We start from the raw sequence: 11,946 nt of genomic DNA on the forward strand, positions 1-11,946 counted from the left end.
GCCCCCAGCAGATCACCGGGGCCTCGGGGACGGCTCCGGGCGAAAGCCATCGGCCCGGAGGACCTTCGGCCCCGGCATGCCTGAGGCGCTACACCGACGGCGTGATCGATGCCGGCGGGTGGAAACCGCCGATCTTCTGCTCCAGCAGTTCGGCCAGCCGCAGCGGGGTGCGGTCCTCGAACATCGGACCGATGAGCTGCACTCCCACCGGCAGGCCCTCGGGCGACCGGCCGGCCGGTATGGCGGTGGCGGGCAGGCCGGGCATGGTGGCCAGGCCGGCCCAGACGAGCTGGTCGAAGTACGGGTATTCGACGCCGTCGATGTCGATGAGGCGTTCCAGCGGATTGGGGTGATGGTCGTGCGGGAACGCGGGCGTCGGCGTGATCGGGCACACCACGGCGTCGAACTCGGCGAACACCTGCCGCCAGCCGTGGCGATGGACCTCGCGGCGATGGTTGGTCTCCATCCAGTCGCGGTGGCTGAACAGCATGGCGCGCAGCCGCGCGGCGTCGAGACTCCGGTCGTCCGCGCTCAGCTCGTCGGCGCGGGCCCGCAGCTGCTCGAGTGATTCGATGGGAAAACGCGCGACGGAGCCCGACACCAGCAACTGCATGTAGAGCGTCGCGGCTTCGGTCAGATCGGGCGGCAGCGGGCTGTGCCGTTCGACGCGGGCGCCGCCGTCGGCGAGCGCGGCGGCCACCCGCTCCACACCGGCCCGCACGGCGGCCCCGGTCGGGAGGAGCGGATGCTCGCCGATGACCAGGACCCGGAAATCCTGGAGCCGCTCGTGGCGGGCGGGCGGCAGCGCCAGACGGTGCGCCACGCCGAACGTCAGCGGGTCGGGCCCGGCCATGACGTCGAGCAGGAGCGTGAGATCGCGGGCGGTGCGCGCCATCGGACCGACGACGGCGAGGTCGAGATCGACCGGCCATGCCGGCTCGGCCGGCGGGATCATGCCGCGGGTGGCCGCCAGTCCGAGCGTCGGCTTGTGCGCGTAGACGCCGCAGAAATGCGCGGGGGTGCGCAGCGAGCCGGCGAGGTCGGAGCCGATGGACAACGCCCCGAACCCGCACGCCAGGGCCGCCGCCGAGCCGCCGGAGGATCCGCCGGACGTGCGGCGGTGATCCCACGGGTTGTGGGTGGTGCCGTAGATCTCGTTGAACGTCTGGATGTCCTGCAGCCCCAACGGCACGTTGGTCTTGCCGAGCACCACCGCGCCCGCGGCCTTGAGCCGCGACACCTGCACCGCGTCCTCGGCCGGCACGAAGTCCCGGTGCTGCGGCATGCCCCAGGTCGTGGGCAGCCCGGCGACGTTGAACGACTCCTTGACCGTCACCGGGATGCCGAGCAGCGGCCGCTCCTCATGATCCTCGCCGCGCGCGCGGGCCCGGTCGGCATCGCGTGCGGCGGCCCGCGCACGGTCGAAGTCCGGCACGCAGACGGCGTTGATCGCCTTGTCGTCCCGCTCGATGCGGGCGATCGCCTCGTCGGTCAGTTCCACCGAGCTCACGTCACCGGCACGCAATGCGGCTGCGAGCTCTTCGGCCGTGTGAAAACTCCATTCCATGAACGTGACTCTAACCGCGTGCCGTAAACGTTTCTCCCCGCACACGTCGCCCCATTCGCGGGAGAAGTCGAAACGCCACGCGATCGTTATGCCGCCGGAGATGCTCCACCCCAGGTCAGCAGGGTCGCCGGCAGATTTACTGCGTCGACAAGGGCATGGAATGCCGCTTCGGCGCAACGAGATGGACGTCTCAATTCTCGCCGTGCGGATCAGGCCGCCGGCTATTCATTCGGCTGATGGCCATAGCGAGCGAGAATTGTCAAGCGAACATTCAATCGCCGCCGAGGGCGGCCGGGCGGAGGACGCAGAACTCGTGGCCCTCCGGGTCGGCGAGGACGACCCATGAGACGTCGCCCTGGCCGACGTCGGCGGGGGTGGCGCCGAGGGTCGTCAGGCGGGCGACCTCCGCCGCCTGGTCGTCACCGGGGTAGGGCAGCAGGTCGAGGTGGACGCGGGTCCACACCGGCGCCGCGTCGGGCATCGTGCGAGGTGCGGCGCGGACGAACTCCAGGTAGGGCCCGGCGCCCGTGGCCGAGCGCAGCCGCGCGTGGTCGTCGCTCACCTCGTGCAGGGTCCAGTCGATGGCCTCGTCCCAGAAGCGGGCCATGGCCCGGGGGTCCTCGCAGTGGACCACCACCGCGGCGATCGGCCCGGTGTCCCGGTAGATCTCGCGGGGCTCCAGCACGCGGAACACGTTGCCTTCGGGGTCGGCCAGCACCGTCCACGGCACGTCGCCCTGCCCCACGTCGGCGGGCGTCGCCCCGAGCTCCTTCAAACGCGCGACCAGCTCCGCCTGATGGGCCGCGGAGGTGGTGGCGAGATCGAGGTGCACGCGATATCTCACCGTCTCGGGGTCCGGAACGGCGACGACGTCGACACAGACGGCGGCAGGGTCCGGCCAGGTGAAGTTCAGGGGTTCGACGTTGGTCACCCCGGGGCCCTCACTGGAGACACCCCAGCCGAGCGCGTCCGCCCAGAACCTGCCGAGCGCCGCGTCGTCCCCAGCCTTGAAATTCACCTGAACGAGTCGTAGTGCCATGCCGGCAACTTTAGGGCAGATCGATAAGCCAGAATGGACCACGCATATTCCGCTCAACCGGCGAAAGCGGGCAGGCCAGGGACGTCGCCGTACGGCCGGGTCAGGGCTGGGTGGCGAGGACGGCCACCGGATCGCCGACGTGGATCTCGCCGTAATCGCGGGGGACGAAGCGGACACCGAACCAGGTCTTGCCGTCCCATCGGCGGTGGCGGGCCATCGTACGGAGGGGTTCCTTGCCCTTCTCCAAAGTGGTGGGGTCGTAGGTGGGCACGGCGCAGCGGTCGCAGAGCTCGGACATGCGGAAGCGGAGGGCGCCGATGCGGATCTCACGCCAGGTGTCCTCGGCATAGGGGGGAAAGCCGTCCACGACGAGGTTGGGGCGGAAGCGGGCCATGTCGAGGGGGGCGGGGGCCTCCTCCTGACGTTCGAGGGCGTCCTCGGCGATCCAGTCGTCGAGCCGGCGGAGAGAGGAGCGGGAGGTCAGCAGGAAGGGGGCGTCCCCGGCGAAGCTGACGACGTCGCCCGGCAGGCCGCCGTGGGAGGCCGGGACGGCGCAGCGTCGCGGGTCGTCGAGCCAGACGAGGCGGGCGGGTTTCCCCAGCAGGCGGGTGAACCAGTCGTGGGCCTCCGGATGGGCGAGCACCACGGTGTCCACTTCCACGAAGTGGACGGGGACGCGTTCACCCGTGGCCGGAGGGACCTTCAGCTGCGGCAGACCGGGAGCCTCGAGCAGGAGGCCGCCCTCGTCGGTGGGGGCCGCCACGACGGAGAGCATCCGCGGGTTCTCCCCCACCCAGTGCAGGTCGCCCGATTCGTCCACCACGGCCCACCGGCGGTCCCCCGCCGGCCCCCACGGTTCCACGACCGCCGAATCAACAACCCACCCAGAAACCGACTTCACCGGATATCTACGGATCTCGGCCAGCTCCACACCGCCAGCGTACGTCCGAGGATCACTTCTCGATAGCCGCAAAATCTGGTCGGAACCCGCGAACCGGCGCGAGTCCGGCACGACGGAGGTTACGGCTTTACTCCTGCTCTACCCCATCCGGCGCCCGCTTCGCGAGGAGGCCGCAATGAGGTATCGGCATGGGTGTTTTCCCCCTGCCAACATCAAGACCCGCACAGGCAGTCTGGAAGTCTCTTGAAGACTGCGTGACAGCAAGGGGGAATCATCATGTGCCGGCACCACACGCAGTGCCTGCCGGCGACCCTTCCCGGCCGCGACGAGGCCTGCCTGATCGTTCACGGCCTCCGGCAGGGAGGGGGACCGCTGGGCGACGGCGTGGTGCTCTTCGGCGACGGCGGCGAGCTTTCGGCCAAGGGACAGAGCACCCCCGCCCACGAGCCAGTGGGGTCTGCAGCGTGAGCCTGATCTACTTTCCGCTCGGAACCCAGCCGATGCTGGCCTCGTATGACTGCGAGCGGGGCAACGGCCTGTGGCGCCGTCACTCTTCCGTGCGTGACCGCTGGGAGACGCTGCGACGGCGGGTCGGTGACCTGGTGATACAGCTCGTGGACGGTACCGACCTCGAGGAGGCGTCATGGCGGTTGCCCGTACAGCCGACGTCGTGCGGCCGGGCCCGCCGCCTGATCCGCAAGCAGTTGAGCGCCTGGGGCATGGAATATGTGTCCGACGAGGCCGAGCTCCTGGTGAGCGAGCTGGTCGCGAACGTACTGCGTCACACGTGCTGCGACGATCTCACCCTGAGGCTGTCGACGGTGAACGGGCTGCTGCGCTGCGAGGTCGAGGACTGTAATGGGGGGATCCCGAAGATGCGCTGGCCCGCCCCGGACGACGAGAACGGCCGAGGACTGTACATACTGGACTCACTGGCCTGCTGCTGGGGCACCGACCGCACCCGCAGCGGCAAGATCATGTGGTTCGAGCTGCCGTCCTATGCCGGCCGCTGACGGCCGGTGCGCTCCCGCCACGGGGACAGGTGCGAGCCGCCGTGACGGCCCACCCCCGACTGGAGCGGTCATGTTGACATGATCGGGAAGGACGAGATGGGAAGGCTACATATCGTTGTCGGCTACAAGCCGCCCCACGCGGTGCTGGCTCTCAACGGGGAGCTCGACATGGCCACCGCCGCATACCTGGACGACGTGTTCACGCGGGAGTACGAGGCGGGCCACCGCAAGATGATCCTCGACGTGGGAAGACTGACCTTCTGCGACTCGTACGGCCTGCGGACGATGCTGCGCCTGCAGGACCGGTGTGCCGCCGACGGCGGCCGCCTGGTGCTGGCCGAGTCGCGCGGGATGCTGGCCCGGGTGCTGAACCTGACCGGCCTCGAACGCGCGCTCGTCCAGTTCGACACCGTGGAGCGGGCCACGGCCGAGTGCTGACCCCCGCTCCCGGGCGGCCGCGCGCTAACGGCCGATCTTGTCCAGTTCGGCGATGTCCTCGTCGGAGAGCGAGAGCCCGGCGCCGGCGACGTTCTCGCGCAGGTGCGTCACCGACGAGGTGCCGGCGATCAGCAGGATGTTCGGCGACCGCCGCAGCAGCCAGGCCAGGGCGACCGACATCGGCGTCGCGCCCAGGCGGTCGGCCACGGCCGACAGCGCCGAGGACTGCAGGGGGCTGAAGCCGCCGAGCGGGAAGAAGGGCACGTAGGCGATGCCCTCGCCGGCGAGTTCGTCGATCAGCCCGTCGTCGTGCCGGTAGGCGAGGTTGTACATGTTCTGCACGCAGGCGATCGGCGCGATCGTCCGTGCCTCGGCGACCTGTCCGGCCGTCGCGTTGCTGACTCCGAGATGGGCGGATCAGGCCCTGCCGCCGAAGTTCGGCGAGCGCCTCGAAGGGCTCGGCGAGCGAGCCGGGCCGGGGTCCCCGGGCGTCGCCGAGCCGGAGGTTGACCAGGTCGAGCACGTCGAGGCCGAGGGTTTCGAGATTCTCGTGGACGGCGCGGCGCAGGTCGTCGGGCCGCCGGGCCGGGGGCCAGCCGCCGTGCTCGTCGCGGGTCGCGCCGACCTTGGTCACGATGTGCAGCGATTCCGGATAGGGGTGCAGCGCCTCGCGGAGCAGCTGGTTGGTGACGCGCGGTCCGTAGGCGGCGGCGGTGTCGATGATACCTCTGTCCTTCATGTCGGGCCAGGTGGTTCCTGTCGGTTCGCCCGCGACGCCGACCGTGCCCGTCACGGTCTGCTACGAGCTGACCGACCTCGGTGTCTCCCTGTACGAGATGGTGCGCAGCCTCAAGGCCTGGGCCGAGACGCACATGGACGATGTGCTCGCCCACCGCGCGGCGTACGACGCCCGCACCCCCTGACTCCGGTGTGGTCGGGTGATCGGCAGGGGGTGCGGCTCCGTCGCGCCGCCCACGCGGGACGCGGCGGTCACCCGGTCACTTTCTGGAGGAACTCGCTCACGTTGACCGCGGTCCTGCTGATCTTCTCTTCGAGCGTGAGCGATTCCGGCATCCGCCCGCCGGGCCCGACGTCCTTCTTGCCCCGTAGATAGAGAGAGCAGGCCAGGTCGGTGCAGATGTAGGCGCCCACCGAGTTGCCACTGCCTCCGGTGCGGCGGGCGGTCATCAGCGACACGCCGTCACCGGTGTGCGTGGTCAGGCAGAGCGAGCACATGCTCCGCCGTACATGCCCGGCGTTCGGGGCGGCCCGTCGTAGCGCCACCCCCACCAGACGGTCGCCCTGCTCGGCGACCAGGTACGCGCGACCCGGCGAGGAAAGGTCCTGCCAGCCCAGGAAGTCCAGGTCGTCCCAGGGCCGCGCGTCCAGGTCCCTGGGGACGGCAAGGCGCTTGACCTCGCCCTTGGTGCAGTTGACGAACGATGCGCGGATCTCGCGCTCGGCGATCGGCCTCATAGGCACGAACCTATCGGCAGCCGATTTTTGGGGCAAACGATTAAGTTTTTTCCTAGGAGTCCTAGGAAGTCCCGGCAGCGGCGAGCGCGACCGAATCGTTCGGCCCACTAATGATTGTGCTATCGTTCGAGAGACAAACGTTTCCAGCCCTAACGTTTTTATGGGCAAACGAATCCCTCCGGAGCTGAGACCATGATCAAGCCGTTCCGCATCGACATCCCCCAGGCCGACCTCGACGACCTGGCCGACCGGCTCGCCCGCACCCGCTGGCCCAACGAGGTCGCCGACGCCGGGTGGGACTACGGCTTCCCGCTCGCGCGGCTGAAGGAGCTCGCCGAGCACTGGCGGACCGGGTACGACTGGCGCGAGCACGAGGCCGCGCTCAACGAGCTCCCGCACTTCACCACGGAGATCGAGGGCCAGAACATCCACTTCGTCCACGTCCGGTCCGCCAAGCCGGACGCGCTCGCGCTGATCCTCACCCACGGCTGGCCCGGCTCGTTCCTGGAGTTCCTCGACGTCATCGGGCCGCTGTCGCGCGAGTTCCACCTGGTGATCCCGTCCATCCCCGGATATGGCTTCTCCGGGCCGACCCACGAACGCGGCTGGGACGCCGTCCGGATCGCGCGGGCCTGGGCCGAGCTGATGCGCCGTCTCGGGTACGAGCGCTACGGCGCGCAGGGCGGCGACTTCGGCGCCGGCATCTCCCTGGCGCTCGGCGCGGCGGCACCGGAGCGGGTGGTCGGGGTCCACGTCAACTACCTGCCGACCCGGCCGGTGCCGGACGCCGGCATCGAGCTGTCCGCGACGGACGAGGCCAGGCTGGACAAGGTCAGGCACCTGATGGCGAACCGTCCGCCCTACCAGGCCCTGCAGGTTCTCACCCCGCAGACCATCGGCTACGCGCTGACCGACTCGCCGGTCGGCCAGCTGGTCTGGATCGCCGAGCGCTTCGCGCAGTGGACGGACCCCCGCTTCCCCATCGGCGACGACCGCATGCTCACCGACGTCTCGCTCTACTGGCTGACCGCCACCGCGGCCTCCTCGGCGCGGCTCCACCACGAGACCCCGCGGGGATCCTCGCCGTGCCCGGTGCCGGTCGGCGTGGCGGTACTCCCCCACGACATCACGCAGTCGGTGCGACCGCTGGCCGAGCGGCTGTACGACATCCGGCACTGGTCGGAGTTCGAACGCGGCGGCCACTTCGCCGCGATGGAGGTGCCGGAGCTGCTCGCCGGGGACGTACGGGACTTCTTCCTCACCCTGGTCGGCGCGGCCGAGGGCCGGAACGCGTGATCGTCGCCGGGCAGGACAAGGGCAAGGACGAGGGCAGCACGAGGGCCGTCCCGGCGGCGCGGCCCTCGCCGCCGGGCCTCCCGGGCGCGATGGGCCGGGTGGACTACGGGAGCTGGTCGCGGCGGCGGGTCAGCGCCGCGATCTCGGCGGTGTTGCCCGCCAGGCCGATGGCCGTGTCGTAGGCCGCGCGCGCCTCACGACCTCGGCCCAGCCGGCGCAGCAGATCGGCGCGGGTGGCGTGGTAGGCGTGATAGCCGGCCAGCCGGGACTCAAGACGGTCGACGGCCGCCAGCGCCACCTCCGGGCCGTCGAGCTCGGCGACCGCGATGGCCCGGTTGAGCGCGACGACCGGCGAGGGATCGAGGCGTACGAGCTGGTCATAGAGGGCGAGGACCTGCGACCAGTCGGTGTCGCGCATGTCGCGGGCGGAGGTGTGCACGGCGTTGATCGCCGCGAGGATCTGGAAGCGGCCCGGGGCCGCCCCGGCGGCGGCAGCGGCGAGGCGCTCGCGCACCAGCCGGTGGCCCTCGGCGATCAGCGCCGTGTCCCACGCCCCGCGGTCCTGCTCGTCCAGGGCGACGAGTTCGCCGCCGGCCGAGACCCGGGCGGGCCGGCGGGCCTCGGTCAGGAGCATCAGCGCCAGCAGCCCGGCCACCTCACCGTCGCCGGGCAGCAGCACCCGGATCAGGCGGGTGAGCCGGATCGCCTCGGCGGTCAGCTCCCGCCGTACGGGATCGGTGCCGGGGCCGGTGGCCAGGTAGCCCTCGTTGAACACGAGGTAGAGGACGGCGAGGACACCGGAGACGCGCGCCGGGAGGTCCTCCGCCGACGGCATCCGATAGGGGATGCGCGCCGCCTTGATCTTGGCCTTGGCACGGGTGATCCGCTGCCCCATGGCGCTCTCGGCCACCAGGAAGGCGCGGGCGATCTCGGGCATGGTCAGCCCGGCGACCATGCGCAGCGTCAGCGCCACGCGCGCCTCCATCGCCAGTGCGGGGTGACAGCAGGTGAAGATCAGCCGGAGCCGGTCGTCGTCGATCGCGCCGACCGGCTCGGGCGGGTCGTCGTCGTAGACCATCCGAGCCTCCCTGTGCTTGTCGTCGCGTTTGTTCTCACGCCGGATGCGGTCGATGGCCTTGCGGCCGGCGGTGGTGGTCAGCCAGGCGCCGGGGTTGGGCGGCACGCCGTCGGCCGGCCACCGCTCGACGGCGGTCGCGAACGCCTCGGCGGCCGCCTCCTCGGCGATGTCGAGGTCGCCGAAGCGCCTGGTCAGGGCGGCGACCACCCGCGCCCATTCCGCACGGTGGGCCTGGGTGATCGCCTCGCGGACGTCGATCCCGTTCACGCGAACGGCCGCACCTCGACTTTCCGGTTGCAGGCTTTCGACCCCTCCGCCGCCAGCCTGAGCGCCACGTCGAGGTCGGCGGCCTCGATGATCCAGAAGCCGGCGAGGAACTCCTTCGACTCCAGGAAGGGCCCGTCGGTGACCATCGCCGCCCCGCCCCGGTTGTCGACGACGGTGGCCGTGCCGGGCGAGGCGAGGCCGCCGGCGAAGACCCAGTGGCCCTCGGCCTGGAGCCGGTCGTTGAACACGTCGATCGCGGCGTCCTCCTCCGGAGTGGCGAGGCCGGGCCGGTCGTGGATCACGGAGAACAGGTATCGCATCTGAAGATCATCTCCTGTGGCAGGGCTGGGAGGGCGTACGGGTCGGGGACGTCACGGCGTCACGTACTGCGGGCGCCCCGCCGGCCGGTAGACCTGGATCGTCACACCCTTGGAGTCGACGCGCGACTCGATCAGGTCGAGCGCGAGATCCGGGCCGGCGTCCGGGAACAGCCGCGCGCCCTGGCCGAGGACGAGGGGCACGACGATCAGCGTCATCTCGTCGACCAGGTCGTTCTCCAGCAGCCACCGGGTCAGGGTGCCGCTGCCGTGCACCTGCAGCTCACCCCCCGGCCTGGCCTTCAGGTCCGCGACGGCGGTCGCGAGGCCGGCGGGCAGGACCGTGGTGCCCGCCCACGCCGATGCGGCGAGCGTGGCCGACGCGACGTACTTGGGCCGGGTGTTCAACGCCCGCACGACGGGCTCCCAGCCGGGGGCGTCCTCGGCCGTCATGGTCCCCCACGAGCCGGCGAACAGCTCGTAGGTCCGCCGGCCGAACAGGAACGCGCCGGCGCGCTGATAGGTCTGCTTGATGAGCTCGCGGGTCTCGTCATCGCCCTTGCCCAGGGCCCATCCGCCGCGCTCGAATCCGTTCCTGCGGTCCTCGTCCGACGTGCCGCCGTTTCCCTGCATCACTCCGTCGAGGGTGAGCTGGGTCATGGTCGTCAGCTTCATGGTCGTGCTTCCTTCTCTGGGTGCCGCTGGGTGCCGCTGGGCGCCGCCCCTCGTGGCGGGCCTCACCCCTGCTACGAACGCCCCCGCCCCGATCCGACACCGCCTCCCGGACGATGTCGACCACCTCGCGCACACGTTCGACGTCGCTGGTGTCCATGATGCGCGGCTGGACCATCGGTCACCTTGTCCCGGTCGCGCTGGGAGAGGGCGAGCAGATCGGCCGGCCAGCCGGCCGGGCACCTGGCGCGGATGGCGGCGTCGTTCTCGATGAGATACGGGATGCCGCCGCTCACCAGGCGTTCTTCTCCGCGATCCCCTCGCGTGATCGCCGCCTCTGCGGTGTGCAGCCCGCGTAGCGTGCCGGAGGTGCCAACGTCGGCAAGGAGCCCCGCTACCTGCGTATGCCCGCCGAGCAGAGCCAGCTCCCGCGCCGTGTGGAAGCGGGGGCGGAAGGCATCGATCCGCCGGACGGTGAACTCGCCGGTCAACAGCCGTCCGACGCGGGGTGGGACCGGGCGGGTCCGTGGCCACCAGGAAGCCCGCCTGCTCGCCGATGGCGTCCGGCGGCTGCTCAGGTGCGGGCGGGCGAGCGCTTCGCAGGCGGCACTGTTTTCGCATAACAAAGACGCCTTTCTGCGAAAAAGGTGGAGGAATTACGCCTCTTCAAGGCGGCTGGTGAGCGGAAGCAGCACCAGCGGGATCACGACGGCCGCCGTGAGTGCGGCCAGCAACGGCATGCGCTCGCCGGGCGTGAGATGGTGCAGCAGCTGGATGTGGATCACCAGGTGTGGCGCGGCGAACACCAGGTACACGGCGAGTGCCGTACGAGCCGTGCTCCGCCGTACGACGAAAACAGCCACCCCCAGCACCACCGACGTGGCCAGGCTCATCGCGCCGTAGTCCATCATCAGATGCGCGTTGTACGGCATGCGCATCCCCACCCAGGGGATGTTGAAGAACGAGCGCGGGAACAACAGAGCCCAACCTCCCACGGCAAACTGCGTCACGGCGAGGAAGGCAAGGCCCGCGCGCAACCACGTGCGGGCACTCATGCGGCGAGGAACTGCTCGAAGGTGATGCGTCCGTCGGCGTGCTCAGGGGTCAGATGTCCCCCTTCGCGGTAGCCGCGGATGCCGGCCCCCGGCATCGGCACCGACACAACCGGCCGGCGGCTGGAGCGCGAGCGGGCGTAGGCTCGGGCCAGATCGGCGGCGGGCCGCACCTCGGGGCCGCCCATGTCCGGCACCCGGCCGGCCGGCGGCGCACCGGCCAGCGTGGCCAGGCGGGCAGCCACCTCGCCGGCGTCGACGGGCTGGAAGCTCACCCCGCTGGGCATCACGATCATCGGCAGCCACCGCTGGCTCTTGCACATCCAGACGATGAGCTCGTGGAACTGGGTCGTACGCTGGATCGTCCACGGCAGGCCGGAGCGTTCCACGAGCTGCTCACAGGCCATCTTCGCTCGATAGTAGGACATGTCCACCCGGTCGACGCCGACGATGGACACGTACATCAGATGCGGGCGGCCGGCTCGCACCGCCGCCTGGATAAGGTTGCGCGTGCCGGCGATGTCCGAACGGCCGTTATCGGTCGCGCAGTGGACAATCACACCGACGCCGTCGACCGCCTCCTCCAGGCCCTCACCGGTGAGCAGGTCACCGCGCCACGTCTGCTCATCCGATGGCGGCCTGCGGCTCAGCACGCGGACGGCATGACCGTCCGACAAGAGCTGTGGCACGAGCGCGCGGCCGAGCCGGCCGGTACCGCCCGTCACCAGGATCAGGTTCGTCACGGGTAGAAATCCTCCGCGGAGAGCGCGATGCCGGTGTTCCGGCCTCGCGCGGCTGTCAGGTCACCGCCTCACGCCGGGTCCGGCGTG

General features: G+C 70.6%; 15 protein-coding genes and 1 pseudogene. 5 read left to right on the plus strand and 11 right to left on the minus strand.

Annotated elements, in window-relative coordinates; translation table 11 throughout:
- Window positions 1-88: 88 nt before the first annotated feature.
- The 3 genes from FLX08_RS29010 to FLX08_RS29020 all read right to left on the minus strand — a co-directional run bounded on the left by FLX08_RS29010 (window position 89) and on the right by FLX08_RS29020 (window position 3,618).
- Window positions 89-1,567: an amidase gene (locus FLX08_RS29010; protein WP_142623413.1), complete on the minus strand. Its 1,479-nt coding sequence runs from the start codon at window positions 1,565-1,567 to the stop codon at window positions 89-91.
- 271 nt (window positions 1,568-1,838) lie between these two features.
- Window positions 1,839-2,606 (minus strand): VOC family protein, encoded by a 768-nt coding sequence (locus FLX08_RS29015; protein WP_142623415.1) that lies wholly within the window; start codon window positions 2,604-2,606, stop codon window positions 1,839-1,841.
- A gap of 100 nt (window positions 2,607-2,706) precedes the next feature.
- Window positions 2,707-3,618 carry an MOSC domain-containing protein gene (locus FLX08_RS29020; RefSeq protein ID WP_341874355.1) on the minus strand — a complete coding sequence of 304 codons (912 nt, stop codon included), beginning with the start codon at window positions 3,616-3,618 and terminating at the stop codon, window positions 2,707-2,709.
- 165 nt (window positions 3,619-3,783) lie between these two features.
- Between FLX08_RS29020 and FLX08_RS43500 the strand changes: the two genes are divergently transcribed.
- The 3 genes from FLX08_RS43500 (at window position 3,784) to FLX08_RS29030 (ending at window position 4,958) form a co-directional block, all read left to right on the plus strand.
- Complete coding sequence (locus tag FLX08_RS43500) at window positions 3,784-3,975, plus strand: DUF5999 family protein (RefSeq protein WP_425280649.1); 192 nt, start codon at window positions 3,784-3,786, stop codon at window positions 3,973-3,975.
- On the plus strand, window positions 3,972-4,520 hold the full coding sequence (locus FLX08_RS29025) for an ATP-binding protein (RefSeq protein WP_142623419.1): 549 nt from the start codon (window positions 3,972-3,974) through the stop codon (window positions 4,518-4,520). The genes FLX08_RS43500 and FLX08_RS29025 overlap by 4 nt, the downstream gene beginning before the upstream one ends.
- A gap of 96 nt (window positions 4,521-4,616) precedes the next feature.
- Window positions 4,617-4,958 (plus strand): STAS domain-containing protein, encoded by a 342-nt coding sequence (locus FLX08_RS29030; RefSeq protein ID WP_167530613.1) that lies wholly within the window; start codon window positions 4,617-4,619, stop codon window positions 4,956-4,958.
- Window positions 4,959-4,982: 24 nt separating this feature from the next.
- On the opposite strand, the gene FLX08_RS43040 is transcribed toward FLX08_RS29030, so the two are convergent.
- Both FLX08_RS43040 and FLX08_RS43045 read right to left on the minus strand, forming a co-directional pair.
- Complete coding sequence (locus FLX08_RS43040) at window positions 4,983-5,318, minus strand: aldo/keto reductase (RefSeq protein ID WP_341874356.1); 336 nt, start codon at window positions 5,316-5,318, stop codon at window positions 4,983-4,985.
- Window positions 5,319-5,430: 112 nt separating this feature from the next.
- Window positions 5,431-5,697, minus strand: a pseudogene (locus FLX08_RS43045) (aldo/keto reductase); the annotation flags it as partial.
- Between FLX08_RS43045 and FLX08_RS29040 the strand changes: the two are divergent.
- On the plus strand, window positions 5,678-5,881 hold the full coding sequence (locus FLX08_RS29040) for a winged helix-turn-helix transcriptional regulator (protein ID WP_208761729.1): 204 nt from the start codon (window positions 5,678-5,680) through the stop codon (window positions 5,879-5,881). The pseudogene FLX08_RS43045 and the gene FLX08_RS29040 overlap by 20 nt on opposite strands.
- A 67-nt stretch (window positions 5,882-5,948) precedes the next feature.
- Here FLX08_RS29040 and FLX08_RS29045 read toward each other — a convergent pair whose 3' ends face one another.
- Window positions 5,949-6,434: an FBP domain-containing protein gene (locus FLX08_RS29045; RefSeq protein WP_142623423.1), complete on the minus strand. Its 486-nt coding sequence runs from the start codon at window positions 6,432-6,434 to the stop codon at window positions 5,949-5,951.
- Window positions 6,435-6,626: 192 nt separating this feature from the next.
- Here FLX08_RS29045 and FLX08_RS29050 point away from each other — a divergent pair, with 192 nt between their 5' ends.
- The gene (locus tag FLX08_RS29050) at window positions 6,627-7,730 is read left to right on the plus strand and encodes an epoxide hydrolase family protein (protein WP_142623425.1); all 1,104 of its coding nucleotides are present in this window, start codon (window positions 6,627-6,629) and stop codon (window positions 7,728-7,730) included.
- Window positions 7,731-7,833: 103 nt separating this feature from the next.
- Here the strand turns inward: FLX08_RS29050 and FLX08_RS29055 are convergent, their stop codons facing one another.
- The 5 genes from FLX08_RS29055 to FLX08_RS29080 all read right to left on the minus strand — a co-directional run bounded on the left by FLX08_RS29055 (window position 7,834) and on the right by FLX08_RS29080 (window position 11,859).
- The gene (locus FLX08_RS29055) at window positions 7,834-9,075 is read right to left on the minus strand and encodes an RNA polymerase sigma factor (RefSeq protein WP_142623427.1); all 1,242 of its coding nucleotides are present in this window, start codon (window positions 9,073-9,075) and stop codon (window positions 7,834-7,836) included.
- Window positions 9,072-9,395, minus strand: coding sequence for a YciI family protein (locus FLX08_RS29060; protein WP_142623429.1), 324 nt, complete (start codon window positions 9,393-9,395; stop codon window positions 9,072-9,074). Before FLX08_RS29060 ends, FLX08_RS29055 begins: the two co-directional genes overlap by 4 nt.
- Window positions 9,396-9,446: 51 nt before the next feature.
- Complete coding sequence (locus FLX08_RS29065) at window positions 9,447-10,067, minus strand: dihydrofolate reductase family protein (RefSeq protein ID WP_142623431.1); 621 nt, start codon at window positions 10,065-10,067, stop codon at window positions 9,447-9,449.
- A 653-nt stretch (window positions 10,068-10,720) separates the two neighbouring features.
- Window positions 10,721-11,059 carry a hypothetical protein gene (locus FLX08_RS29075; protein WP_244312975.1) on the minus strand — a complete coding sequence of 113 codons (339 nt, stop codon included), beginning with the start codon at window positions 11,057-11,059 and terminating at the stop codon, window positions 10,721-10,723.
- A 56-nt stretch (window positions 11,060-11,115) separates the two neighbouring features.
- On the minus strand, window positions 11,116-11,859 hold the full coding sequence (locus tag FLX08_RS29080; RefSeq protein ID WP_142623437.1) for an SDR family oxidoreductase: 744 nt from the start codon (window positions 11,857-11,859) through the stop codon (window positions 11,116-11,118).
- Window positions 11,860-11,946: the final 87 nt, after the last annotated feature.

Origin of the sequence: Microbispora hainanensis (genome assembly GCF_006874475.1) — a bacterium.
GTDB lineage: Bacteria > Actinomycetota > Actinomycetes > Streptosporangiales > Streptosporangiaceae > Microbispora > Microbispora hainanensis.